Consider the following 25,027-nt stretch of genomic DNA (forward strand, 5'->3'; position numbering starts at 1 on the left):
ACCCTTTCGTGAGCGGAGCGCCGAGGGCTGTCCGGACTGCCTGTTCGGGCAGTCTGGGCGGCTCCCCGTGTCCTGCCCAGCCCTGCCGGGCGGGACGCGGAGACCCCGAAGGTGATACGGGTCACGTCTTAGCGTGTCGGATCCGGCTGGGACCATGAACCATGGCCACCACCTCCCAGCCGCCCCGAACCCTGGAGGACGCCCTCCGGGAGGAGACGGACCTGGCCCAGATCGGCGAGGAGTTCTCCGACGGCGTGCGGGCGCTCGTCGAGGAGTCCTGCGCCGAGGCTCGGGCGGCAGGACGCCAGTACCGGCTGCTGCACCGGCTCTGGCAGCTCCAGGAGGAGGCCCGGGAGCAGCGCTGGATGGTGGAGGCGGACTGGATGCCCGCCGAGGCCGACCGGCTCGGCCCTCACTCGCTCGAGCCCGCGGAGCAGACGATCCGGGACGTCGCCGACGAGATCGGCCCGGCCCTCCGGCTGCCCGCGGGCACCGCGCTGCGCCGCGTCGAGGACGCCGTGCTGCTCGCGGAGTCCCTGCCCGGGGTCCTGGAGGCCCTGGAGCAGGGGCTGATGGGCTCCCGGCAGGCAGGTGTGCTCATCGAGCTGTGGCGCGACCTCGTGTGGGACGCCGACAGTTCCGCGCCGGAGCTTCGGGCACCGGCCGAGAGCGTCCGCCGGATCGTCGACGAGCTGCTCCTGCGGGCGCCGGACAGCACCGTGGCCCAGCTGCGAGCCCTCGCACGTCGGCGCCGTGCGGGTCTGCTGCGGAAGACCGAGGAGCAGCGCCACCGGCTGGCGCTGCGGGACCGTCGCGTGTGGGTCGAACCCCGGGAGGACGGCATGGCGCAGCTGTGCGCCCTCCTGGACGCGGGCACCGCGCACGCCATCCAGGACCGCCTCGACACGCTGGTCGACCGCGCGGCGCTCCCCGCTCCGCACCACGTTCCTGTGGCGCCGGACGGCGTCCTCGCGGCGCAGGTCCCGCCCGTGGCCCCGCCCGCGCCGTCGGCCGGAGGTGCCGGGCCGTCCGCTCTCGCCGCCGAAGCTCCGGAGCGCCGCACGGTGCCCCAACTGCGGGCCGACGTGCTGGCGGACATCCTGCTCGACGGCGAGCCCGCCGACCTCCCGGAGCACCTGCGCGGCATCCGCGGGCACGTGACGGTCACCGTGCCGGCCCTCGCCCTCCTCCGGAGCACGAGGGAGGCGCTCACCGGTCCCGTCGAGGACCTGCTGCGGACCTCCCGCTGCGCGGAGCTGGAGGGCTACGGACCCATCCCGATCGGCCTGGCCGAGCGGATCGCGGCTCGTGCGCCGTCCTGGTCCCGCATCCTCACCCATCCGGTCACCGGGACCGTCCTGGACCGGGACCGCAGCACCTACGCCGTGCCCGCGGACCTCAAGCACCGGCTGCGGGCCCGGGACGGCACGTGCCGCTTCCCGGGCTGCCGACGCCGGGCGTCGCGCTGCGACCTCGACCACACCGTTGCCTGGGCCGACGGCGGCCGCACCTCGGCGGACAACCTCGCGCACCTGTGCCGGCACCACCACCTGCTCAAGCACCGGGACGGCCCGCTGGGCCGGTGGCGGGTGGAGCACGTGGAACCCGAGGACCTGGACCGCGGACAGCCGGCCCTTGGGCGGCGGGACTCCGGGCGACCGCGTCCTGTCGCCGGGGTTCCGGACGGGACAGGGGTCCTGGGCCGGCACGGCGTGCTGATGTGGACATCTCCCGCAGGACAGGTGCACAGGACCTATCCGCAGGAGTACCGCTCCGAGGCTCCGGACCCCGTCGCGGACAGCACCCCGCACCGTTTCCCGCGCCGTGCGCCTGCCCGCGCACCGCACGACGCCCCGGACCTCGCGTCGGACTTCGCCCGGGATCCCGCTGCGGGTCTCGCTCCCCGGCCCGGTGCCCGCTCCGGTCCGGCCGATGATCCGCCGCCGTTCTGAGACCCTGGACCGTACCCCGGTCCGCCGGGACGTGACCGCGCTCCTGACCGGACGGACGTCCGGGCCGGACCGGACCCGCACGCAGAGGAGCCGCCCGTGACCACGCCGTCGTCCGCCGAGATGCGCTCCGTGCTGCTCGACCTGTTGCGCCGCCGCGGACCCGAGAAGACCGTCTGCCCTTCCGAGGCCGCCCGCGCCCTGGCCCCGGACGGCTGGCGGGACCTGATGGAGGACGTGCGCCAGGAGGCCTGCCGGCTGGCCGACGACGGGCTCGCGGACATCACCCAGCGCGGCCGCCCCGTCGACGGCAGGACGGCTCGCGGGCCGATCCGCGTCCGGCTCCGCTGACCCGGGCGCGAGCCCCGGGTAGCGTGTGGGCCATGACGACCGCACCCATCAGCACCCTGCTCGGGTCCGCCGCCCGCGCGCCGTTCGTCCTGCTCAAGCAGTTCCGCGCCCACCGGCCCATCCACTCGGAAGGGGTCGGGCTCGAAGGCGTCCTGACCCGGACGGGCGGCGGGAGCAGCGGCATCCACTGGATCGACGACGCCGGTGAGGACCCTGTCCGGGCCCGTTTCTCCCGCTCCTTCGGCTTCCCGCACGGGTGGCCCGACATCCTGGGCCTCGCTCTGCGCTGCCCTGTGCCGCCCTCCGGGCAGATGGAGGGCCGCAGCGACGGCCGCGCCGACATCCTCCTCGCGACCGCCGGCAGCGGGCGCTTCTCCCGTTTTGTGCCGACCTTCCACCGGCACGTGCCGGACGGTGCTTTCGCCTCCTTCATGCCCTACCGCGGCCTCGACGGGCCCGTGCTGGTCGCCGCGCACCCCGAGCCGAGGGCGGAGCGCCTGCCGGCCCGCCCGGACCGCTTCCGGGCAGCCGTCGCCGCCGAGCCCTGGGCTGTCGGTCTGCACTGGGCCACACCCGTCGGACCGTGGCAGCGCTTCGGGACGGTCGAGCTCGCTCCCGGCGCACCGTTCGGGAACGACGAGCGCTTCGACCCCCTGCTCAACGTCCCCACGGGCGCGGAGAACTACGAGTGGACCTACCGGCTGCGGGAGCCGTCCTACACCCTGGCTCGCACTCCGCGGGAGCAGCTGCGCCGGGCGTAGAATCAGCCCATGGGACTGAGACTGGGCCCGGCACCCACCACCGCGACCGTCCGTCGTCACGCCGTCGTGGAGTCGCCGATCGGCCCGCTGGCGCTCGTCGAGGAGTCCGGCGCGCTCGTGGCGCTCTCCGTGGAGGGGGCACGCCAGGGGCCCGTCCCCGCCTCCTTCGGGGAGCGCGACGACAACCTGCTCCCGCACGTCCGCGAGCAGCTCGGTGAGTACTTCGCGGGGCGGCTGCAGGAGTTCGACGCCGACGTCGTGCTCCACGGGACGCCGTTCCAGGTGCGCGTGTGGAACGCCCTCGCCCGGATCCCGTACGGCACGACCGGCACCTACGGGCAGGTCGCGCGCGCGATCGGGGTGCCCCGCGCCGCCCAGGCGGTCGGGGCCGCCAACGGCCGCAACCCCGTCAGCCTGCTGGTCCCGTGCCACCGGATCATCGGCGCCAACGGGCGCCTGACCGGCTACGCCGGCGGCATGGAGCGCAAGGAGTACCTGCTGCGCCTCGAGGGCGCGCTGCTCTGACACCCCGCCCCGCCGACGCCCCACCAGGAGGACCCATGACCCGCCTCGACGACCTCGCCACCGCCAACCTCGAGAAGGCGCGGGCGTCGGGTGCCGGGCGCAGCGCGGAGCTCGTGGTCCACGACGGCGTGCTGCGGCAGACGGTGATGGCGCTGTGCGCCGGCAAGGAGCTCGCCGAGCACGTCTCCCCGCCCGCCGCCACGCTTCAGCTGCTCCGCGGCCGGGTCCGGGTGCTCAAGCGCGGTCAGCTCGCCGAGGAGCTGACCGCCGGAGAGCTGCTGTCCCTCACCGACTCCCGCCACTCGGTGGAGGCTCTGGAGGACTCGGTGTTCCTGCTGACCACGGTCTCCCGTCCGTCGGACGGCTACGACCCCCGGGTGGCGTGACGCAGAGGTCCTCTTCCGGTCCGCGAGCCCGGAGGACGGGTGTGGCAGACGGGCTCGGACCGGGATCACAGGAATCGGGCGCAGACGGCGCGTAGCGCAACGTCGGCTCAGAACGCGTAGCGGACGTCGCAGTACGGCAGCTTCTCGTGCAGCAGGTCCAGGAACTGCTCCAGGTACCGCTGCTTGTCCCGGAACCGGTACCGCACGTTCAGGGCCCCGTTCTGGGAGCGCTTGGTCTCCTGGAGGTCCGGGCGCCACAGCACCTCCTCGGCCTTGGGGTGCCACTGCGTGTTCACCTCGTGGAGCTGCTCGTTGTGGGTCAGGAAGATGACCTCCGAGGCCAGCTGCTCCTTGGCCGCCGCGCTCAGGCCGTCGTCGAGCTGTTCGAAGAGCTCGGCCCAGTCCTCCAGCCACGTGTCCGTGACGATGACCGGCGAGAAGTTCACGTGCACCTCGTAGCCGGCCGCCACGAACTCGGCGACAGCGGCGATCCGCTCCGGCACGGGCGTGGTCCGGATGTCGGTCAGCTTGGCCAGGTGCGCCGGCATCAGCGAGAACCGCACCCGGGTGCGGCCCTGCGGATCCCAGTCCAGTAGCTCCCGGTTGACGTACTTGGTGGCGAAGGACGCCTTGGCCGTGGGGTGCCGGCGGAACAGGTCCACGAGGTCCCGCACGTTGCCGCTGAGCAGCGCGTCCACGGAGCAGTCGCTGTTCTCCCCGAGGTCGTAGACCCACGCGTGCGGGTCGCACTGGTTGGGCTCCGGCTTGGTGCCCTGCCGGCGGATGTGCCGGTCCAGGTAGCCGGTGATCTGCTCGATGTTGGCGAAGACCGTCACCGGGTTGCTGTAGCCCTTCCGGCGGGGCACGTAGCAGTAGGCGCACGCCATGGCGCACCCGTTGGCCGTGGACGGCGCGATGAAGTCCGCCGACCGGCCGTTGGGCCGTGCCGCCAGCGACTTCTTGACCCCCAGCACCAGGGCCTCGCGCTTGATCCGCACCCACCGCCGCGCGTTGGTCTCGTCCCCGTGCAGCTCCGGGATCTGCCAGTGGCTCGGGACCTCCACCAGGGTGGCGTCGGGCCACCGCTCGAGGACCTCCCGCCCCCGGGGCAGCTCGGCGGCGGCCGGCTCGTAGTAGATGCGGGTGATGTCGACCATGGACGGTTCCGGGGGCATGGGGACGAGTCTAGGAATCGCCTCCGACAGCCGGTGCGGGGATCGCTCACCGGAGATGGACAGTGGACTTCGCACCGGGCGGCCGACAGGATGGCCTCAGGGTCCGACCGCGACGACCACTCCGGCAGCAGCGATCACGAGGGAGCTTCTCCATGAAATCCGTATGGCTCGACACGTACGAGGTGCCGTCCACCGCGACGGACCAGTTCGTCCCCGGGGCGCACTACGACACGGTGGTCGCGGGTGCCGGGCTGACCGGGCTGACCACCGCGGTGCTGCTCGCGCGTGCGGGCCAGCGGGTCGCCGTGCTCGAGGCCCGCTCGGTGGGTGCCGTCACCACGGGCAACACGACGGCGAAGCTGTCCCTGCTGCAGGGCACCACGCTCTCCCAGATCCACCGGCACCAGTCGGACAAGGTGCTGCGCGCCTACGCGGACGCGAACCGGGAGGGCCAGGAGTGGCTGGTCCGGTTCCTCGAGGAGCGGGAGGTCCCGTTCCAGCGCCGCGCCGCCTACACCTACGCCACGACGTCCAAGGGCGCCTCCGCCCTGCGCAAGGAGCTCGAGGCCGCCCGGATCGCCGGCCTGCACGTGAACTGGACCCGGGACACCGGCCTGCCCTACAAGGTCTCCGGCGCCATCACGATGGCGGACCAGGTGCAGTTCCACCCCATGGAGGTGCTGGGCGCCCTCGCGGCCGAACTGCGGGAGCGCGGCGGGACGCTCGTGGAGGGCGTCCGGATCACCGGCGCCGGCGTGCGCTCGCCCCTGACCGTGCAGACCTCCCAGGGATCGGTGCAGGCCGACCGGCTCGTGCTCGCCACGGGCACCCCGGTCCTGGACCGCGGCGGGTACTTCGCGAAGCTCTCCCCGAACCGCTCCTACGCCCTGACCTACCGGGTGCCCGGGGCGCCGGGGTCCATCCCGGAGGGCATGTACATCACCGCGGACAGCCCCGACCGGACCCTGCGCACCGTGCCGGTCGACGGGGAGGAGCTGCTGCTGGTGGGCGGCAACGACCACGTGGTGGGCCGCTCCCCCTCCCCGCAGGCCGCCGTGGACGACCTCGAGTCCTGGACGCAGCGCTGGTTCCCCGGGGCCGAGCGCACCCACGCGTGGGCGGCGCAGGACTACCAGTCGGTCAACCTCGTGCCCTTCATCGGCGCCCTGCCCCGCGGCGGCGGCAACATCTACCTCGCCACCGGCTACAACAAGTGGGGGATGAGCAACGCCGTCGCCGCCGCGATCGCGCTGAACGCCGAGATCCTCGGCGGCAGCGTGCCGTGGGCCGAGACGCTGGGCCGGCGCGTGACCTCGCCGTCGGACATCCTCACCGCCCTGCGCGTCAACGCGGGCGTGGGCCTCAACGCGCCCAAGGACTGGCTCAAGGCCGAGCTCAAGGAGCTGCCCGGTGAGGCGCCCGCGGAGGGACAGGGCGTCGTCGGCCGCGAGCACGGCCGCCCCGTGGCCGTGTCCACCGTGGACGGCACCACCTGCAAGATCTCCGGTGTGTGCACGCACCTCGGCGGCGTGCTGCGCTGGAACGACGCCGAGCGCTCGTGGGACTGCCCGCTGCACGGCTCCCGCTTCGCCGCGGACGGGTCCCTGCTCGAGGGCCCTGCCGTGAAGGACCTGCCCCGCGCCGGCCACTGAGCCGGGCCCGGACGTGACGGCGGCCCCCACCTCGATGCTGGGGGCCGCCGTTCCTCCTGCAGGCCGCGCGCCGTCGGCCGCGCCGGGGAGGGGGCTACTTCTTGGAGGACGTCTCCTCGAGCTTCAGGGCGATGCCGATCGCGAAGAAGGTGGGGGTCCACTCGCCCACGAACAGGCCCCAGCGGTCGGCCTGGGGCTTGGACTTGCTCTTGCCGAGGCTGGCCGCCCAGGAGAGGACGGACAGGCCGATGGAGGCGAAGCCCGCCGCGTAGGCGTGCTCGCTGCGGACACCAAGGTTCTGGATCGTGCTGATCATGGATGTACCTCTTTCCTGTGGTGGTCACCGTGAACGGTGAGCTCGTCGAGCGGTGTCCGCCCAGTCTCACACGAAACGGGGCAATAGGAAAGCAGGCTGACTATAAAGATCTCCACGGGCACCGGGGTCCTGCCGCCGCCCTCCGCCGCCGGGCGGGTGGAGGGCGATGTGGGCAGATGTGGGGTCGCCCGAGAGCCCATTAGCGGATGCAAAAAGCTGTTTCCTCATGCAAACTGATCCATACCCGTTCCGTTGGTGGCCACCACCGCGGCGGGTGGACGTCGAACCGGTCGGGGGGCCGGTGGCGTCCTCGGCCCGGAGCGAAGGAGCATCCGGGCCGGGCCGATCTTCTCTGGGGGGAAAACATGCTGCCATCCGTCGTGGGTGCTCTGCTGAGCACCGTCGTCCTCGTCTACGTCCTGTCGGACGCCGCCTACACGCGGCACAAGCGGTTCATCGCCGGCGCCAGGACGCTGCGCCGGGCCATCGTCGTCGTCTACTCGGTGCTGCTGGTGCTCAACCTGTGGTGCGCCACGATCATGCCCGTCACCCTGGTCTGCGACGCGATCGCGGTGGCGACCCTGGTCGCCACCGGGACCTTCGGCTTCATCATCGCCGAGCGGCGGATCCCCGCCACCACCGTGGTCGAGCGCCGGCGGGTGCTGGCCGTGGGGGCCCACCCGGACGACCTCGAGCTCGCCTGCGGGGCGACCCTGGCCAAGCTGGTCGACACCGGCCACGAGGTCCGCGGCCTGGTGATGAGCTCCGGGGAGGTCGGCGGCAACGTGGGGCTGCGCCCGGCCGAGGCCCAGCGCGGCGCCTCGTTCCTGGGGCTCACGGGCCTGCGGGTGCACGACTTCCCGGACACGAAGCTGGAGACCGTCAGCAACGACATGGTCCGGGCCATCGAGGCCGCGATCCGGGAGTTCGAGCCGGACGTGATCTTCACCCACTCCGCCCACGACCAGCACCAGGACCACTACGCGGTGCACCAGGCCACCCTGCGCGCGGCCCGGGCCCACCACTCGATCCTGTGCTTCGAGTCCCCGTCGGTGACCCGCGACTTCGACCCGTCCGTGTTCGTGGACATCGACGGCTACGTGGACGTCAAGGTCGAGGCCGTGCTCTCCCACCGGGACCAGGCCGGCAAGCCCTACATGACCCCGGGGCGGGTCCGCGGCATGGCCGCCTTCCGCGGGGCCCAGGCCAAGAACACCAACGCGGAGGCCTTCGAGCCGGTCCGCCTGCTCGGCTCCGCCATCGGCGACCTCTGACCCCTCGGGTGCCGGGGCGTCCCCAGGGCGTCCCGGCACCCCGCGGCCTGTCGCCGGGGACTCCGGCGGAAGTCCCCGGGGGAGACCCCGGCGGGGCGCCCAGCGGGTCCGGGGAGGGATCCCGACGACGGGAGCCGCCGGCCGGCGCGGACCCGCTCAGACGGGTCCGGAGCTGCCGGCTGGGTACTCGAGCAGCGGGACCCGGCCGTCGTCGAAGGCGGTCAGCACTTCCTCGACGATGCGCCACCCCTGCTCCGCCGCGTCCCCGCGGACGCTGAAGGTGTGGTCGCCCTCGAGGATGCCCCGCAGCACGCTGCCGTAGGCGGTCAGGCCGGGCCGGGCCATTCCGGACGAGAGCGTCACCCGGGTCATCCCGCGGGAGTCGAAGGGTCCGCCCACGTTGAGCTCCAGGCTCAGCTGCTCCTCCTCGAGACCCATGCGCAGGACGTTCGGCGCCACGTCGCCCGAGTGGGGCAGCTGCTCGTAGTCGTGCGGCGGGCGGCGGAACGTGATGACGATCTCCTGGCGGGGGTTGCCCACCGCCTTGCCCGAGCGCAGGGTGACCGGCACGCCGTTCCAGCGCCACGTGTCGACCTCGAGCACCAGCTGCGCGAACGTCTCCGTCCCGCGCTCCGGGTCCACCCCGTCCTCGCCCGTGTAGTCGGGCAGCTCGCGGCCGTCCACGCTGCCCGCGGTGTAGCGGCCCCGGGCCGCGGCCGCCGCGACGTCGCCCTCCCACAGCTTCGCGGCCCGCAGCACGTGGCTGGTCAGCGTGGGGATCTCCACCTGGTCGAACGAGGAGGGCGGTTCCATCATGACGAGGGCCATGACCTGCAGCAGGTGGGACTGGATCATGTCCCGCAGCGCTCCCGTGGCGTCGTAGAACCCCGCGCGGCCCTCCAGGCCCAGGGTCTCGTCGAAGACGATCTCCACGGACTCCACGTGCTCCCGGCTCATGAGCGGCTCCAGCAGCCGGTTGGCGAAGCGCAGCCCCACGAAGTTGAGCACCGCCGGCATGCCCAGGAAGTGGTCCACCCGGAAGGTCCGCTCCTCCGGGACGAGCCGGCCCACGAGCCGGTTCAGCTCCCGGGCGGTCTCCGTGTCGGAGCCGATCGGCTTCTCGAGGGCCAGCACCAGGTCCTCCGGCAGCTCCATCCCGGCCATGACCTCGCACGCCTGCGCGGTGACCGCAGGCGGCAGGGCGAAGTACAGGCAGACGGGACCCTCCACGCCGTCGAGGAGGCGTTCGAGGTCGCCGGCGTCGGTGACGTCGCCCGGCACGTAGCGGGCGCTGTCCCGCGTGTGCGCGGCGGCGGGTCCGGTCGCGCCGACCGAGTCGAAGGCCTCCGCCACGACCTGCTCCCAGTGCTCCGCGGGCTCCCGGGAGGAGCCGACCACGTCGATCCGCAGCTCCGGGGCCGTGCTCAGGAGCGTGCCCAGGCCCGGCAGGAGCAGGCGGGACGTGAGGTCGCCGGTGGCGCCGAGGATGATCAGGGTCCTGATGCTCGTCATGTCTGCACGGTACCCCGGGAGCCGCGCCTCCCGTGCTGCCGGCCCCGGTCGTCGCCGAGCGACGGTGGCGGGGCCGTGTCCGGCGCACGACGGGCCGCGGCTGGTTGAATGGGTGGATGAGCGACGACGCGACCCTGTCCCCGTCCACCCCCTTGGAGGACTACGCGCTGCTGTCCGACCTGCACACCGGGCCTCTCGTGTCCCGGGACGGCAGCGTCGACTGGCTGTGCTTCCCCCGCTTCGACTCGCCGTCCGTCTTCGCGGCCCTGCTCGGGACGCCCGAGGACGGGCGCTGGAAGATCTCCGCCGTCGACGGCGAGGTCACCTCGCGCCGCTACCTGCCCCGCACCTTCGTGCTCGAGACGACGTGGCGCACCCCCACCGGGACCGTGGTGGTGACCGACTTCCTGCCCCCGGTGGCGGCCCGGGACGACCACCCGGACCACGCCGACCTCGTCCGGCGGGTCGAGTGCGTCTCGGGAACGGTCGAGGTGGAGCACGACCTGCGGATCCGTTTCGACTACGGCCGCGCCCTGCCCTGGACCCGGCGGGTCGACATCGACGGCGAGGGCACGTGCGGACACCTGTCGATCGCCGGTCCGGACGCCCTGCTCCTGACGGGGCCCATGCTGCACCCCGAGGACTTCCCCCGCGCCGACCCGCTCGAGAGGACCGATCCGGAGGAACCGGGGCACGCCGACGACGAGGAGGGCGCTGTCGCCGACCGGCTCGGCGGGCGCTTCCCGCTCTCGGCGGGGGAGTCCCTCGACTGGGTGCTGACCTGGCACGAGTCCCACCACGGGCTGCCCGTCCCCGTGGACCCCGCCGCCGCCCTCGACCGGTCGGTGTCCTTCTGGACCGAGTGGTCCTCCCACGTGAGCACGCACAAGCGCCACGAGCAGGCGGTCCTGCGCTCGCTGCTCGTGCTCCGGGCCCTCACCCACCGGGGCACCGGAGGGATCGTGGCGGCCCCCACCACCTCGCTGCCCGAGGAGTTCGGGGGCAGCCGCAACTGGGACTACCGCTACACCTGGCTCCGGGACGCCGCCCTGACCATCGAGGTGCTCGTCGCCCACGACTTCACCGACGGCGCCCTGCACTGGCGCAACTGGCTGCTGCGGGCCGTGGCCGGGGACCCCGACCAGATCCAGATCATGTACGGCCTGGCGGGGGAGCGGCAGCTGCCCGAGAGCGAGCTGGACCACCTCGGGGGGTACGAGGAGTCGACTCCCGTGCGGATCGGCAACGGCGCCGTGGGCCAGTACCAGGCGGACGTCGTCGGGGAGGTCATGCTGGCGCTCGCCGCCCTCCGGGACGCGGGCGTGGAGGAGGACCGGTGGTCGTGGGGGCTGCAGAAGAACCTGCTGCGCTTCTGCGAGCGCAACTTCGACCGGGCCGGCCACGGGATCTGGGAGATGCGCGGACCCTCCGCGTTCTTCGTGCACGGGCGCGCCATGATGTGGGCGGCCTTCGACCAGGGGGTGCGCGCCGTCGAGGAGCACGGGCTCTCCGGGCCGGTGGAGCGCTGGCGGGAGCTGCGGGAGCGGCTGTGCGCCGAGATCATGGAGCACGGCTTCGACGCGGAGCTGAACACGTTCACGCAGACCTACGAGAACACCGAGGTGGACGCCTCGCTGCTGCAGCTGCCGCACACGGGCTTCGTGGCCTACGACGACCCGCGGATGCTCGGCACCGTGGCCCGGATCGAACGGGACCTGCGGGGCGAGCACGGACTGGTGCACCGCTACCGGACCGCCTCCGGCCTGGACGGTCTCGAGGGCGACGAGTACCCGTTCCTCATCTGCACGTTCTGGCTCGTGGAGCAGTACGCCCGCAGCGGGCGGATGGACGACGCCGGCGAGCTCCTGGAGCAGCTCGTGGGCTACGCCAACGACCTCGGCCTCTACGCGGAGGAGTACGACCCCGCCGGCGGGCGGCTCGCCGGGAACTTCCCGCAGGCCTTCAGCCACCTCGGGTTCATCCGCGCCGTCGACGCCGTGGTGCGGGCGCGGGCCCGCGCCGACGTCGACCCCGGCAGCGCCGCGGAGGAGAACGCGGCGAGGAACCCGGGAGAGAGCGCAGTGAAGGACGCGGTGGAGGACGCGGGGCGTGACGCGGCGAAGGAGACGGCGAAGGACGCGGGGAGGAACGCGCCCCAGGACGCGAGCCACGACCCGCCCCAGACCACAGGGAAGTAGGGCGGACGCCATGAGCACCTCCGACCGGGCGGCCGGCCCGCTGCACGACCTCCCGCACGACCTCGTCGACGGCCTCGGGGTGGAACGGGCGGCGCCTCTCGGCGGCGGCGACACCGCGTCGGCCTTCCGCCTGGAGGCGGCGGGAGGACTCCTGTTCGCCAAGACGATGGCGGACCCGCCCGCCGGGATGATGGCGGCGGAGGTCGCCGGCCTGCACGCGCTGCGGGAGCACGCCCCGGAGTTCCTCGGGGTGCCGGAGGTCGTGCGCTGGACGGACGACGGCATCGTCCTCGAGTGGATCGACGAGGCCCCGGGCCGGCGCCCTCCCGGGACCGAGGAGGAGTGCGGGCGCGGGCTCGCGGCCCTGCACCGTGCGCAGGGCAGGGCCTTCGGCGCCCTGGACCCGGAGCTGCCCGGGCGGATCGGCTCCTTCGAGGTGGACCTGTCCCCCACGCAGGACTGGGCGGGGTTCCTGCTCGAGCGGCGGATCCGCCCGCTGCTGCGGGACGCGCTCGGGGCCGGCCGGATCGACCCGCGCGCCGCGGACCTGCTCGACGAGCTCGCCCCCAGGGCCCAGGAGCTCGCCGGACCGCAGGAGCCGCCCACCCTCGTGCACGGCGACCTGTGGGCCGGGAACCGGCTCGTCGACGCCGCCGGGCGGAACTGGCTGATCGACCCGTCGGCCTACTGGGGGCACCGCGAGGTCGACATCGCGATGATGCTGCTCTTCGGCGGTTTCGACGAGGAGTGCCTGGCCGCCTACGACGCCGAGCACCCGCTCGCGTCCGGCTGGCAGGACCGGGTGCCGTGGTACCAGCTGCCGCCGCTGCTGGTGCACGCCGTCCGGTTCGGCGGCGGCTACGGGGACGCGGCCGTGCGGGCGCTCCTGCGGCTGCGCGGCTGACCGGCGGCGCCAGGACCGGCGGCGTCCCGGAGTGACGGCCTCAGCGCTGCTCGTCCACCGGCCGGGCGGTGTCCGCTCCCCGGTCGGCCCCGTGCTGATCGGCACCGGGCCGGTCTGCTCCCTGCTGGCCGGCATCCTGCGGGAGGTCGGCGCGCCGGCGGAAGTACGCCGTGGCCAGCACCACCAGGATCGCGGCCGCGGCCGCGCCCCAGGCCACGATCATGGACCGCGGCTCGTCCGTGGCCCGGCCGATCGCGATCCAGGACAGCCCCCACGCGGCCGCGGCGGCCACGGCCCAGCGGCCGCCGACCCGCCGCTGGATCGCGGCGACGACCACGGCGAGCACGAGCACGACGGCGACGCCGATCCACTCGGCGCCCCGGCCCTCCTGCGACACGCCCGAGGCCACGAGGGCGGCCGCCACGTTGGCCGCCGTCGCGACGGACACCCAGCCCAGGTACAGACCGAAGGTGCCGTCGACCACCACCAGGTCGAGCGGGCCGCGCCGGCCGGGGACGCGCGTCAGGCGGTCCACCAGCAGGCCCAGGATCAGGACCAGGGCGACGATGACCCCGACGCTCGTCCAGATCCAGCCCTGCTGGGTGACCAGCAGCCAGCCGGCGTTGAGGAGCATGGAGGCCGCCGCGAGCCCGCCCGTGGCCCGCGCGCGGCGGTCCGTGGTCCGGGAGGGCAGCCACTGCCAGACGGTGTAGGCGAACAGCCCCAGATAGATCACCGACCAGATCGAGAACGCCGTGCCGGCCGGCGCGAGCAGGGTGGCGTCCGCGGAGAGGCTGCCGCCGGAGGACTCCTCGACCCGGGTGCCGAAGACCCCGATCCCCACGAGGGTGCCCAGGAGGCACGCGATCTCGCTGACGGTGACCACGACCTGACGGACGCGGTCCGCGGTGGTGGGCCGCGGGTCGGTACGGCGGGTGCCGGCGGGGGAGGCAGGGGTGGCGGTCACGGAAGGGCCTTTCTCGAGTGGCGCCGGTCGAGCGGCGATGGCCGAGGGAGCGCAGGTGGTGGAGCGCAGGTGGGCGGAGTGCGGATCCTTGACCGCCACGGTAGGCCCTGGACCTGACCGCCACCAGGGACGGAGCGGCGCTGGGCGCTCCTGGCGAATGCTCCCGCTCCCGCTCCCGCCCGGCCGCCCAGCCGGTCCCCTAGAGTGGCCGGATGAAACCCCACGAGAACTCCCGGCCCGTCGTGGGCCTGCTCGGCGCCACCGGCATCACCGGTCGCACGGCGCTGGCCCATCTCCTGGCGCGGGCGCCCGAGGCGGGGGTGGACGTCGTCGTCGGCGCCCGGGACCCCGAGCGCGTGCGCGCCCTGTGCGCCGAGCGCGACCTCCCCGTCCCCGAGGTCCTGCACGCCGACATCGCGGACCCCGGCTCCCTGCGTGCGTTCGTCCGCCGGGCCGACGTGCTGGTCGATCTCGCCGGACCCTACACGCGGCTGGCGCCCCCGGTGCTCGCCGCGTGCGTCGCGGAGGGCACCCACTACGTCGACGTGACGGGCGAGTCCCAGCTCGTGCACCGGACGGACCGGGAGCTGCACGGGGCCGCGCGGGCCGCCGGGGTGGCCCTGGTGCACACGGCCGGCTTCGAGGCCCTGCCCGCCGACGTCCTCGTCGACGCCGCCCGCCGGCACGCCGCCGCCCGCGGCGAGACACTGCGCACCGCGGACCTCGTGACCTCCGTGCGCACCCCGCCGGGGACCGGGTTCTCGGAGTCGGTCTCGGGCGGGACCGTGCAGAGCCTCGTCGAGGTGCTGCGTGACCCCGACCCGGCCCGCACCGGGGACGTCGCCGCCCGCCTGCCGGACCCCGCGCCCGGCAGCGGGACCGCCGCGGACCCCGACGCCGTCCGTGCGTTCAGTCCCCTGCGCCTGCGCGCCCGGACCGCCGACGGCCGGGTGCTCGCGGCCATGAGCCCGCTCGCGGCGATCAACCCCCCGGTGGTGCACCGCACCCAGGCCCTCAGCCCCGTCCCGGGGGCCGCCGCCCGCCCCGTGGCCTTCCGCGAGGCCATGGCCGTCGGCCGCTCGGGCGGGCTCCGGGGCGCCGGGCGCCTCGCCGCGGCGCAGGCGGTGGCCGCCTTCCAGGCGCTCGCCGGGCTCGCCACCGGCCTGCCGCACCCGGTGCGCGCGGGGCTCGCCGGCGTCCTGTCGGGAGTCCTGCCCCAGGTCGGCACGGGCCCGGTGGGCGACGTGCTCACCGGCTGGTCCTGGACCACCCGCGGCACGTTCACCACCCACGAGGGGAGCAGCTTCCCCGGCGTGCTGGAGGCGCAGGGCAACCCCGGCTACGGCACCACCCCGTGGCTGACCACGGAGCTCGCCCTGCGCATGGCGGTGCACGGCGTCCCGGACGCGGCCCTCGGCTCGTCCACGCCCGCCCTCGCCCTGGACGGCGACCTCGACGCCCTGCTGCCCGCCCGGGTGCGCATCACGGTGGGCTGAGCAGGTCGAGCTGAACTCGGTGGGCTGAACCGGGCGAACTGGACCCGGTGGGTTGCACGGGTCGGGCTGAACAGGGCGAGCCGAACTCGTGGGCCCGGCGCGGCCGGCCGGGCACTGCCGGTGAGCGCCGGGGGCCGGGCACGCGCCGGCCCCCGTCCTTCGCGAGGAACGGGGGCCGGCGGCACGTCCGCGATGGGCGGGGCTACGGCTTGAGCACCACCTTGATGCAGCCGTCCTCCTTCTTCTGGAACTTCTCGTACATCTCGGGCGCCTGCGCCAGCGGCACCTGGTGGGTCGCCAGGTCGAGCACGCCCAGCGGGTCCGAGGGGTCGTCCACGAGCGGCAGGAGCTCGTCGATCCAGAACTTCACGTTGCACTGGCCCATGCGCATCTGGACCTGCTTGTCGAACAGCGTGAGCATCGGCATGGGGTCCTTCATGCCGCCGTACACGCCGCTGAGCGAGATCGTCCCGCCGCGCCGGACGGCGTCGATGGCGGTGTACAGCGCATCGAGCTTGTCCACCCCGGCCGTCTCCATCGCCTTGCGGCCCAGCGGGGACGGCAGCAGTCCCACCGCCTTGTGCGCCACGCCGGCCACGTGGGAGCCGTGCGCCTCCATCCCGACCGCGTCCACCACGGAGTCCGGACCGCGGCCGTCGGTGAGGTCCTTCAGCCGCTCGGCCACGTCGCCCGAGGAGTCCAGCGTCTCGATGCCGTGGCGCTCGGCCATCGCCCGACGCTCGGCGACCGGGTCCACCGCGAGCACGCGGTAGCCCAGGTGCCGGCCGATCCGGGCGGACATCTGGCCGATCGGCCCCAGGCCCAGCACGGCCAGGGAGCCGCCCTCCGGGGGAGCGGCGTACTTCACGGCCTGCCACGCGGTGGGCACCACGTCGGAGAGGTACAGGTACCGCTCGTCCTCACCGGTCTCAGGGACCTTGATGGGCCCGTAGTCGGCGTGCGGCACCCGGAGGTACTCGGCCTGGCCGCCCGGCACCGAGCCGTAGAGCCGCGAGTAGCCGAGGAACGCCGCGCCGCTGTTGTACTCGCGGACCTGCGTGGTTTCGCACTGCGACTGCAGCCCCTGGTTGCACATGAAGCAGTGCCCGCAGGAGACGTTGAACGGGATGACCACACGGTCCCCGGCCTTGATGTGGGTGACGGCCGAGCCGACCTCCTCGACGATGCCCATCGGCTCGTGGCCGATGATGTCGCCCTTGTCCATGAACGGGCCCAGCACCTCGTACAGGTGCAGGTCCGACCCGCAGATCCCGGACGAGGTGATCCGGACGATCGCGTCCGTGGGCTCCTGGACCTGCGGATCCGGGACCTCCTCGACGCTCACGGAGCGCTTTCCCTGCCATGTCAGAGCCTTCATCGATCCTCCTTCTCAGGGCCGTCCCCTCCGGGCTGGATGGACAGCCTGCTGATCTGTTCGGTCGGCCCCAGCCTACTCGGCGCTCTCCCGGCCCGCATAGTGGCCGGTCCCGGACCCCGGTGCGGACCCCGGTCCGGGCTGCGAGGCAGCCTCTGATCCGGCCGCGGCCTCGCCCCGGAGGAAGTACGCCCCGACGGAGCCGGCGAGGGTGGCGAAGACGGCCACCGAGTAGAGCGCCAGCACCACCTCCAGCACGCGGGGAAAGCCGCCCTGCGCCCCGAGCTCCCGGCCCGTGACGGTGGACATCGCCGCGTCGGAGAGCGCCGGGCCGTACTCCGCGTAGTGGCCGAGGACGTACAGCAGCTGGCTGGAGACCAGCACCACGACGCCGGTTACCGCCGCGAGCCAGCCGATCCGGCTGGACAGCAGCTTCCCCGCGGAGCGCGAGCCGCGCACCCCGGCCGAGAGCACGCTCCCCGCCCGGGTGAGCCGGGTCAGCCGGAGCAGCCGGGCGGCCTGCAGCGCGCGGACGAAGCGCAGGAAGGGCAGCAGCAGGAACAGCACCTGCCACCAGTTGCGCTTCCAGAACCGGGCCGAGAACCGGGCCACGTAGGCCCGGAGCAGGAACTCCCCGACGAACACGGCCCAGAAGAGCCAGCCGACCACGTTGAGCAGGGTCACGAGCCCCTCGTCCTCGGCCAGCAGCTGGCCCAGCACCACGAACAGGAACAGGACGCCCAGCACGCCCATCGGCCGGTCGAGCCGGTGTGCGAGCCCCTCCGCCAGCCCGAGCTGCTCCTCCTCATCGACCGGCCGCCGGTCCGCGCGCCGGGCGCTGTCCTCCCGTTCCACTGCTGTCCTCTCCGTCGCACCGGCCTGTCCCTGGGCCCACGGTAGGCCACGCCGCCGGGAACCGGGTTCCCTTGACCGCCCGCGCACGCCCGTTGACGGCGCGTGCAGTGAACGCCTCGGGCCCGCTCCCGGGGCTGTGTCCGCGCTCACACTGATCGTGTTCCCACCCGGGGTCGCACCCGTTCCCGCCGAAGGAGTACCACCGTGCAGCAGACCGCTCTCACCACCTCGCCCTCCGAGCTCGGGGTCACCCACCCGCTCGACATGCTGACCGCCGCCGAGATCTCCGCGGCCCGCGCCGTCCTGGAGCAGGCCGGCCTCCTGCGCCCGTCCACCCGGTTCCCCCGGGTGATGCCCGTTGAGCCCCCGAAGTCCGTCGTCCTGGCGCACACGGACGGCGACGACTTCGACCGGTCGCTCGACATCACGCTGCTGGACACCGACACCGCCGAGACGCGGCGCGTGCTCGTCTCCGTGACCGCCGGTGCGGTCCTCTCGGTCGAGACCCTGCGGACGGGGGAGCACCCCTACGGGCAGGCGCAGTACATGTTCGAGGAGTACGACCGCGCCGCGGAGATCGTGATGGCCGACCCGCGCTGGCAGGAGGCCATGGCCCGCCGGGGGATCGAGGACACCACGCACACCTTCGTGGCCCCGCTGGCGCCCGGCTTCTTCCCGCGGGAGGACGAGACCGGCAAGCGGGTCATGCGCTCCCTGACCTTCCACCGCCGCTTCGAGGGCGACAACCCGTGGGGCCACCCCGTCGAGGGGCTCATCGTGCACATCGACCTCACGGCCGGGGAGGTCATCCGGGTCGAGGACGACGGCGACGTGCCCGTGCCCATGGCGGACGCCAACTACACCCCCGAGCACGTCGGCCCGGCCCGGACCACCCTCAAGCCCCTCGACATCGTCCAGCCGGAGGGCCCGTCCTTCCAGGTTGACGGCACCCACGTCACCTGGGAGAACTGGAAGCTGCGCATCGGCTTCAACGCCCAGGAGGGCCTGGTGCTCAACCAGGTCACCTTCCGCGACGACACCGGGGAGCAGCCCGAGGACCGCTCGGTGCTCTACCGCGGCTCCGTGCCGGAGATGGTGGTGCCCTACGGGGACACCACGAACACCCGCTTCTGGATCAGCTACTTCGACGCCGGGGAGTACCTGCTCGGCAAGAACGCCAACTCCCTCAAGCTCGGCTGCGACTGCCTGGGGGTCATCAAGTACTTCGACGCGTTCGTGGCCGACGACGAGGGCCACCCCATGGAGATCCCGCACGCGGTGTGCATGCACGAGGAGGACTACGGCGTGCTCTGGAAGCACACCGAGTTCGGGGAGGCCCCGCAGGTGCGCCGCTCCCGCCGGCTGGTGATCAGCTACTTCGCGACGATCGGCAACTACGAGTACGGCTTCTTCTGGTACTTCTACCTCGACGGCTCCATCCAGGTGGAGGCCAAGGCCACCGGCATCGTCTTCGCCGGCGCGTGCGAGCCCGGGAAGCCGAACCGGCACTCCAACGAGATCGCCCCGGGGATCCAGGCGCCGGTGCACCAGCACATCTTCTGTGCCCGTCTCGACGTCGCCGTCGACGGGACGGAGAACTCCGTGCAGGAGGAGAACCTGGTGCGCATCCCCATGGGCGAGGACAACCCGTACGGCAACGCCTTCACGTGGTCGCGCACCGACGTGACCCGCGAGTCCGAGGGCGTCCGGGACGCGAACGCCGAGACCGGGCGCAAGTGGTTCGTGACCAACCCCAACCGCCGCAACCACGTGGGCGAGCCCACCGCCTACCACCTGATCCCCATGCCGGGCCCGCGGCTGCTCGCCGCCGAGGGCTCCTCGGCCTGGAAGCGGGCCCAGTTCGCCACCCACCACCTGTGGGTGACCCCCTTCGACGAGGACGAGCGCTTCCCCGCGGGCGTGTACCCCAACCAGCACGCCGGCGGGGGCCTCGGCGAGTGGGTGCAGCAGGACCGCTCGCTGGAGAACACCGACGTGGTGCTGTGGCACACCTTCGGGCCCACCCACATCCCGCGCACCGAGGACTGGCCGGTGATGCCCGTGGACTACTACGGCTTCTGGTTCAAGCCCTACGGCTTCCTGGACCGCAACCCGGCGCTCGACCTGCCGGACTGGTCCACCGCCGGCGGCACGTGCTGCGGCACCGAGGTGGGCCACGCCGATCCGGTGCCCGCCACGGAGGGCGCCCACGCCATCACGGGCCACGACCACGGCGGCGTCCACCCGGGCCGGGAGCACGGCAGCGCCCGCCCCGCCCACGACTGCGGCTGCGAGGGCTGAACCGTGAGCACTGACGTGAACCGCAGCGACCGGGCCGCCGAGCACGGCCACCTCACCGAGAGCACGGGCCTGGAGCGCCGGACGCTGACCGTCCCGTCGCTGGTCTTCCTCATCATCGCGGCCTCCGCGCCGCTCACCGTCCTCGCCGGCGGCGTCCCGTCCACGTTCGCCGTGACCGGCTTGCTCGGGGTGCCCCTCGGGTTCCTCGTCCTCGGGGTGATCCTCGCCCTGTTCGCCGTGGGCTACGGGGCGATGTCCTCGCGGATCACCAATGCCGGCGCCTTCTACGCCTACGTGGCCGACGGGCTCGGCGCCCGGCAGGGCATCGGGGCCTCCTGGCTCGCCCTCATCAGCTACAACGCGATGCAGATCGGGCTCTACGGGATCTTCGGCTTCGTCCTGTCCTCCTTCCTGGAGGCGCGCCTCGGGCTCGCGGTGCCGTGGTGGGCGGCCGCCCTCGCCGGGCTCGTCCTCGTGGGGCTGCTGGGGGTCAGTCGGGTCGACCTCTCCGCGAAGGTCATCGCGGTCCTGGTCACCCTCGAGTTCCTCGTGGTGATCGTGGTCGACGTGGTCTCCCTGGGAGTGGCGCCGGAGGGTCTCAGCGCCCAGCCCCTGATGCCGTCCGAGTTCTTCACCTACGGGATCGGCGCCGTGCTGTCCTTCGGCATCGCCGCGTTCATGGGCTTCGAGTCCGCCGCGATCTACAGCGAGGAGGCCAAGGACCCCGCGCGCGCCGTTCCGCGGGCCACGTTCACCGCGGTGGCGATCATCTCGGTGTTCTACGCCGTCTCCGCGTGGGCCCTGGCCGTGGGCGTCGGCCCGGGCGGGATCGTGGCCGCCTCCCAGGAGTACGGGCCGGACCTCGTGTTCGTGTTCCTGGGCGAGCACGGCGGGGTGCTGCTCGCGGACATCGCCCAGGTCCTGTTCATCACCAGCCTGCTGGCCGCGCTCATCGCCTTCCACAACGCGGTGGCCCGGTACTTCTTCTCCCTGGGCCGCGAGAGCGTGCTCCCGCGGTGGCTGGGCGCCGTCGGGCAGCGCAACCACGCCCCGGTGGCGGGCTCCCTCGCGCAGAGCGCGCTCGCCGTGGTGCTCGTGACGGTCTTCGCGATCGCCGGGCAGGGCTCCGAGCTCGGCCCGCTCTTCCCGGTGCTGACCCTGTTCACGTGGCTCGTCAACGCGGGGGCCTTCGGGCTGATCTTCCTGCTGGCCATCACCTCCCTGGCGGTCATCGGGCACTTCCGGCGGGATCCGGACGGGCAGTCCGCCTGGGTGCGCTGGATCGCCCCCGGACTGTCCGCGGTGGGACTGGGAACGGTCTTCCTGCTGGTCCTGGTGAACTTCGACGTGCTCATCGGCGCCGAGGGGCCCAGCCTCCTGGCCGTCGTCATGCCGGCGATCATCCTGGCCGCCGGGCTCGCGGGCCTGCTCTGGGGCGAGTACCTCCGCCGCCGCCGGCCCGAGGTGTTCGCCGGGGTCGGCTCGGGCCGCGCCGTGGAGGGCGGCGGGTCCGTGGCACCGCCGGAGACTCCGGGGGAGTCCGCGGCCTCCGAGCAGTCCGGGGCGCCCGAGGCGGCCGGCGTGGCCGGGGACGCGCGGTGACCGTCCTGGAGCCGGCGGGCGGGATGCCGGAAACGCACCGGGCACCGGGCCGGTCGGCCGGGCGGTCCGGGGAGGCGCGCCGCGGGGCGGACCTCCTCCGGGCACCGGGCCGGTCGGCCGGGCGGTCCGGGGAGGCGCGCCGCGGGGCGGACCTCCTCCGGGTGCTGCTCGTGCTGGGCGTGGCCACCTCCGTCGCCCTGCACGCGCAGATGGCCCTCGCCGGTGCCCACGGGCCCGGGTGGTCGGTGCTCATGGGGGTCATGGCGCTGCTGTGCCTGTCCTGCCTCGCCGGGCTCGTCCGGGCCGGCGACCCCGCCGGCCCGGTGCGGATGACCATGGGCATGGCCCTCGCGATGGCGCTCGGCCACGTGCTGCTCCTCCCGCTGCTGGCCGGAGGGACGCACGGCGCCCACGCCCACCACGGGGGAGCGGCCCCGGTGGAGGCCGCCGCCGGGGCGGGCCACGGCGGCATGCTCCTCGTGGTGGGGGTCGAGCTCGCCGTGGCGGCCCTCGCCGTCGGCTGGACGCGACGACACAAACAGCGAATTACCTACCAACCGGTCTATTATGGCGATCCAGATGTGATGCCAGTCACGGTGCGGGCCCCGGTGGTCCGCACCGTGCCGGACAGGGAGGGATCGAGCGATGGGGCTGACGCCGGCCGGACCGGGACGGACCGCGACGAGCCCTGAGCTCGTGGAGTCCATCCGGGACTGGTCGCGTCTGACCTCCCGCTCCTTCGTGCCCCTGAGCTGCACCACCACGGCCGCCCGGACCTTCCGGGCGGGGATCGTGGGCCGGGAGGCGGGGAACCTGCACGTCTCGCACCTGCGGTTCTCGCCGCACGCGGTCGAGCGCGTTCCCACCGGGCCCGGGGACACCGGCGGCGGGCGCTTCAAGGTGAACCTGCAGCTCGAGGGGCGCTGCGTCGTCGAGCAGGACGGCCGGCGCAGCGTTCTGAACCCCGGGGACCTGACCCTCTACGACACCTCCGAGCCCTACCGCCTGGAGTTCCCCGAGGAGTCCCGGCTGCTGGTGCTGATGTTCGACCACCGCGTCCTCGACCTCCCGCCGGCCGCCGTCGCGCAGCTGCGGGCCTGCCGGCTCGGCCCCGAGGGCGCCGTGCACGACATGGTGGCGTCCTTCCTCGCGTCGATGGCCGAGCACATGGACGCGCTGACCGGGATGAACGGCCAGCGGCTCGGCAACTCCGCCCTCGACCTGCTCACCACGTCCTTCAACCTCGAGCTCGACGACCAGGTGGCGGCCTCCGCGCACGAGAAGGACCGGCTGCGGGCCCGCGTGCACGACTGGGTCGAGGCCAATCTCGGCCGGCCGGACCTCGACCCCACCACGATCGCCCGGGCGCACTACATCTCCGTGCGGCGGCTGCACCAGGTCTTCCAGGACGAGGGCACCACCGTCTCGACCTGGGTCCGCACGCGCCGGCTCGAGCGGTGCCGGCGCGCGCTCGAGGACCCCATGAGCGCCGGGGTTCCCGTGGCGCGGATCGCCGCCCGGTGGGGCTTCCCCGACGCCGCCCACTTCTCCCGCGTGTTCAAGGCCGCCTACGGCGTCTCGCCGTCCGTGGCGCGCGCCCGGGCCCTGGCGGACCCGCCTGCCTGACCCCGGGGCAGGACGCCCGTGCTGCCGCCCCGTCCTGCCGTCCCGTTCTGCCGCCCGGGCCGCACGGGGGGCCCTGCGCCGCGGCAGCCGGTGCCGCGGTCCGTGCGGGGCGTGGCATCCGGGAAAGCCTCGGAGAACGGGGTCCGGGCGGCCCCCGATGTCCCGACCATGGACCTCGTGCGGCACGGAGCATCGGGCGTAGGGTCGCCTCCATGACGACTCGGCGGGCGCTCCTCGCCGCCGGCGCCCTCCTGGGGCTGACGGCAGCGGTTCCCGCCTGCACGGGGACGAGGACGCCGATGCCACCGGACGGAGACAGCGCGCGGCAGGGCCGCGCATCCCTGTCGGCCCGCCCCGGTGCGGGCGAGCCCACCGGGCCGGCCGACCCGGGCGAGCGCGAGCTCGGCGTGGCGGACGAGCGGGACGCCCTGCTCTACGTGCCCCCCGGGGCGGAGGGGTCCGTGCCGCTCGTCGTGTCGCTGCACGGGGCCGGCGGCAGCGCGCGCGGCGGGCTCGACCTGCTGCGGCGCGCGGCCCGCGAGCACGGGTTCGCCGTGCTCGCCCCCGCCTCCCGAGGGACGACCTGGGACGCGGTCGGCGGCGACTACGGCCCCGACGTCGCCGTGCTCGACCGCGCGCTGCGGCGCACGTTCGAGCTCGTGCCGGTGGATCCCGGCCGGGTTTCCGTCGCAGGTTTCTCCGACGGCGCCTCGTACGCCCTCGGTCTGGGGCTCGCCAACGGCGACCTGTTCGGCGGCATCGCGGCGTTCTCCCCAGGCTTCGTCCCGCCCGCCGAGCGGGTGGGGAAGCCGCGGGTCTTCGTCTCGCACGGCGTCGCGGACGAGGTGCTCCCGATCGGCCGGACCAGCAGGCGGATCGTGCCCGCGCTGGAGCGCGACGGCCACGACGTCACGTTCGTCGAGTTCGACGGCGGCCACACTGTGCCGCCGGACGTGGTGGGGCGGGCAACCAACGCGCTGGGATGGTCCGGGACTCCAGGTGCACCCTGATGTGGTCCACTGCACTCGGTGCAACGTTGCACGGAGTGCACTCTTGCACCTAGTGTAACGAACTATGACGAATCTGCCCGCCGAACCGGCCCAGGACCGCCCCCCGGAGGACCGGCGGGAGGCGGTGAAGTACCACAACCGCCGCTCGATCATCGACGCCGCCGCGGCCCTCGCCGCGGAACGGGGAGTGGGACGCTTCACCGTCAACGACCTCGCCGAGCGGGCCGGGGTCTCCCGGCGCACGATCTTCAACCACTTCGCCTCCGCGGACGACGCCGTCTACGCGCGCTTCACCGAGCTGCTCGGGGTGTTCGTCGACAACTTCGCCCGCGTCGTGGAAGCCACCCCGCCGCCCGCGAGGCCGAGCCCCGGCGCCGTCCTGGAGCAGCTGGCCGACGTCATCGAGCGCACCGAGCTCGTTCCGGCCATGTGCCACATCGCCCGGCTCATGGGCGCGAGCGAGGACAGTCCCACCACCGCGGTGTGGGCGCACGAGGTGTTCCAGACCCTCACCGCCCGGCTCGCCGCCGAGATCAGCGACCGGGTCCCCGGCGCGTCCGCCTTCACCGTGGACCTGCTCGCGAGCCTGCTGCTCCACGCCCTGGCCGTGGCCTTCGAGAAGTGGGCCGAGGAGACCGGTGCGGTGGACACCCCCGACAGCCGGATGACCTGGCACCGGCTGCTGCGCACCGCCGTGGACCGCCTGCGCCACGGGTTCGCCGACTGACCCGCACGCGCGGCCCGCGCTCCCGGCAGGGCGTTCCGCGCCCGACCTCCCCGGAACACCGCCCC

The 25,027-nt window shown here is 73.7% G+C and carries 22 protein-coding genes; 16 read left to right on the forward strand and 6 right to left on the reverse strand.

Going from position 1 to position 25,027, the window contains the following annotated elements; all coding sequences use genetic code 11:
* The first annotated feature begins 161 nt into the window (after positions 1–161).
* From ACPYN7_RS09415 to ACPYN7_RS09435, 5 genes are all read left to right on the forward strand, one after another.
* The gene (locus tag ACPYN7_RS09415) at positions 162–1,952 is read left to right on the forward strand and encodes a DUF222 domain-containing protein (RefSeq protein WP_424347465.1); all 1,791 of its coding nucleotides are present in this window, start codon (positions 162–164) and stop codon (positions 1,950–1,952) included.
* A 96-nt stretch (positions 1,953–2,048) separates the two neighbouring features.
* Positions 2,049–2,300 carry a DUF3253 domain-containing protein gene (locus ACPYN7_RS09420; protein ID WP_231738283.1) on the forward strand — a complete coding sequence of 84 codons (252 nt, stop codon included), beginning with the start codon at positions 2,049–2,051 and terminating at the stop codon, positions 2,298–2,300.
* 32 nt (positions 2,301–2,332) lie between these two features.
* Positions 2,333–3,061, forward strand: coding sequence for a hypothetical protein (locus ACPYN7_RS09425; RefSeq protein WP_424347466.1), 729 nt, complete (start codon positions 2,333–2,335; stop codon positions 3,059–3,061).
* Positions 3,062–3,070: 9 nt separating this feature from the next.
* Positions 3,071–3,586, forward strand: coding sequence for a methylated-DNA--[protein]-cysteine S-methyltransferase (locus ACPYN7_RS09430; protein ID WP_424347467.1), 516 nt, complete (start codon positions 3,071–3,073; stop codon positions 3,584–3,586).
* A 35-nt stretch (positions 3,587–3,621) separates the two neighbouring features.
* On the forward strand, positions 3,622–3,972 hold the full coding sequence (locus ACPYN7_RS09435; RefSeq protein ID WP_058873370.1) for a hypothetical protein: 351 nt from the start codon (positions 3,622–3,624) through the stop codon (positions 3,970–3,972).
* Between the two features lie 107 nt (positions 3,973–4,079).
* Here the strand turns inward: ACPYN7_RS09435 and ACPYN7_RS09440 are convergent, their stop codons facing one another.
* Positions 4,080–5,147: a spore photoproduct lyase family protein gene (locus tag ACPYN7_RS09440; RefSeq protein WP_424347468.1), complete on the reverse strand. Its 1,068-nt coding sequence runs from the start codon at positions 5,145–5,147 to the stop codon at positions 4,080–4,082.
* Between the two features lie 152 nt (positions 5,148–5,299).
* Between ACPYN7_RS09440 and ACPYN7_RS09445 the strand changes: the two genes are divergently transcribed.
* On the forward strand, positions 5,300–6,799 hold the full coding sequence (locus ACPYN7_RS09445) for an FAD-dependent oxidoreductase (protein WP_424347469.1): 1,500 nt from the start codon (positions 5,300–5,302) through the stop codon (positions 6,797–6,799).
* A gap of 94 nt (positions 6,800–6,893) precedes the next feature.
* Here the strand turns inward: ACPYN7_RS09445 and ACPYN7_RS09450 are convergent, their stop codons facing one another.
* Positions 6,894–7,115, reverse strand: coding sequence for a hypothetical protein (locus ACPYN7_RS09450; RefSeq protein ID WP_058873373.1), 222 nt, complete (start codon positions 7,113–7,115; stop codon positions 6,894–6,896).
* 365 nt (positions 7,116–7,480) lie between these two features.
* Between ACPYN7_RS09450 and ACPYN7_RS09455 the strand changes: the two genes are divergently transcribed.
* A complete protein-coding gene (locus tag ACPYN7_RS09455; protein WP_424347470.1) occupies positions 7,481–8,389 on the forward strand; it encodes a PIG-L deacetylase family protein in 909 nt (302 codons plus the stop codon).
* Between the two features lie 156 nt (positions 8,390–8,545).
* On the opposite strand, the gene ACPYN7_RS09460 is transcribed toward ACPYN7_RS09455, so the two are convergent.
* Positions 8,546–9,901, reverse strand: a complete 1,356-nt coding sequence (locus ACPYN7_RS09460; RefSeq protein WP_424347471.1) for a glucose-6-phosphate dehydrogenase — start codon at positions 9,899–9,901, stop codon at positions 8,546–8,548.
* A gap of 116 nt (positions 9,902–10,017) precedes the next feature.
* Between ACPYN7_RS09460 and ACPYN7_RS09465 the strand changes: the two genes are divergently transcribed.
* Both ACPYN7_RS09465 and ACPYN7_RS09470 read left to right on the forward strand, forming a co-directional pair.
* Positions 10,018–12,099 (forward strand): glycoside hydrolase family 15 protein, encoded by a 2,082-nt coding sequence (locus ACPYN7_RS09465; RefSeq protein WP_231738432.1) that lies wholly within the window; start codon positions 10,018–10,020, stop codon positions 12,097–12,099.
* A gap of 10 nt (positions 12,100–12,109) precedes the next feature.
* Positions 12,110–13,003 carry a fructosamine kinase family protein gene (locus ACPYN7_RS09470; protein WP_424347472.1) on the forward strand — a complete coding sequence of 298 codons (894 nt, stop codon included), beginning with the start codon at positions 12,110–12,112 and terminating at the stop codon, positions 13,001–13,003.
* 40 nt (positions 13,004–13,043) lie between these two features.
* Here ACPYN7_RS09470 and ACPYN7_RS09475 read toward each other — a convergent pair whose 3' ends face one another.
* Entirely contained in the window at positions 13,044–13,970 is a 927-nt protein-coding gene (locus tag ACPYN7_RS09475; RefSeq protein WP_058875062.1) for a TspO/MBR family protein, read from the reverse strand.
* 212 nt (positions 13,971–14,182) lie between these two features.
* On the opposite strand from ACPYN7_RS09475, the gene ACPYN7_RS09480 reads away from it, so the two are divergent.
* The gene (locus ACPYN7_RS09480) at positions 14,183–15,466 is read left to right on the forward strand and encodes a saccharopine dehydrogenase NADP-binding domain-containing protein (RefSeq protein ID WP_058875063.1); all 1,284 of its coding nucleotides are present in this window, start codon (positions 14,183–14,185) and stop codon (positions 15,464–15,466) included.
* Between the two features lie 202 nt (positions 15,467–15,668).
* Here ACPYN7_RS09480 and ACPYN7_RS09485 read toward each other — a convergent pair whose 3' ends face one another.
* Positions 15,669–16,844 (reverse strand): zinc-dependent alcohol dehydrogenase, encoded by a 1,176-nt coding sequence (locus ACPYN7_RS09485; RefSeq protein WP_424347473.1) that lies wholly within the window; start codon positions 16,842–16,844, stop codon positions 15,669–15,671.
* A gap of 72 nt (positions 16,845–16,916) precedes the next feature.
* Entirely contained in the window at positions 16,917–17,696 is a 780-nt protein-coding gene (locus ACPYN7_RS09490) for a hypothetical protein (protein ID WP_424347474.1), read from the reverse strand.
* Between the two features lie 204 nt (positions 17,697–17,900).
* Here ACPYN7_RS09490 and ACPYN7_RS09495 point away from each other — a divergent pair, with 204 nt between their 5' ends.
* The 6 genes from ACPYN7_RS09495 to ACPYN7_RS09520 all read left to right on the forward strand — a co-directional run bounded on the left by ACPYN7_RS09495 (position 17,901) and on the right by ACPYN7_RS09520 (position 24,962).
* Positions 17,901–19,997, forward strand: a complete 2,097-nt coding sequence (locus tag ACPYN7_RS09495; protein ID WP_269433320.1) for a primary-amine oxidase — start codon at positions 17,901–17,903, stop codon at positions 19,995–19,997.
* Between the two features lie 3 nt (positions 19,998–20,000).
* Complete coding sequence (locus ACPYN7_RS09500; protein WP_424347475.1) at positions 20,001–21,599, forward strand: APC family permease; 1,599 nt, start codon at positions 20,001–20,003, stop codon at positions 21,597–21,599.
* Complete coding sequence (locus ACPYN7_RS09505) at positions 21,596–22,291, forward strand: hypothetical protein (RefSeq protein ID WP_424347476.1); 696 nt, start codon at positions 21,596–21,598, stop codon at positions 22,289–22,291. Before ACPYN7_RS09500 ends, ACPYN7_RS09505 begins: the two co-directional genes overlap by 4 nt.
* Positions 22,245–23,225 carry a helix-turn-helix domain-containing protein gene (locus ACPYN7_RS09510; protein ID WP_424347477.1) on the forward strand — a complete coding sequence of 327 codons (981 nt, stop codon included), beginning with the start codon at positions 22,245–22,247 and terminating at the stop codon, positions 23,223–23,225. Before ACPYN7_RS09505 ends, ACPYN7_RS09510 begins: the two co-directional genes overlap by 47 nt.
* Positions 23,226–23,524: 299 nt before the next feature.
* Complete coding sequence (locus ACPYN7_RS09515) at positions 23,525–24,235, forward strand: alpha/beta hydrolase (protein WP_058875068.1); 711 nt, start codon at positions 23,525–23,527, stop codon at positions 24,233–24,235.
* A gap of 64 nt (positions 24,236–24,299) precedes the next feature.
* Positions 24,300–24,962, forward strand: coding sequence for a TetR/AcrR family transcriptional regulator (locus ACPYN7_RS09520; protein ID WP_058875069.1), 663 nt, complete (start codon positions 24,300–24,302; stop codon positions 24,960–24,962).
* The last annotated feature ends 65 nt before the right edge of the window (positions 24,963–25,027 follow it).

Origin of the sequence: Kocuria sp. CH-021 (assembly GCF_049716185.1) — a bacterium.
Lineage (GTDB): Bacteria > Actinomycetota > Actinomycetes > Actinomycetales > Micrococcaceae > Kocuria > Kocuria cellulosilytica.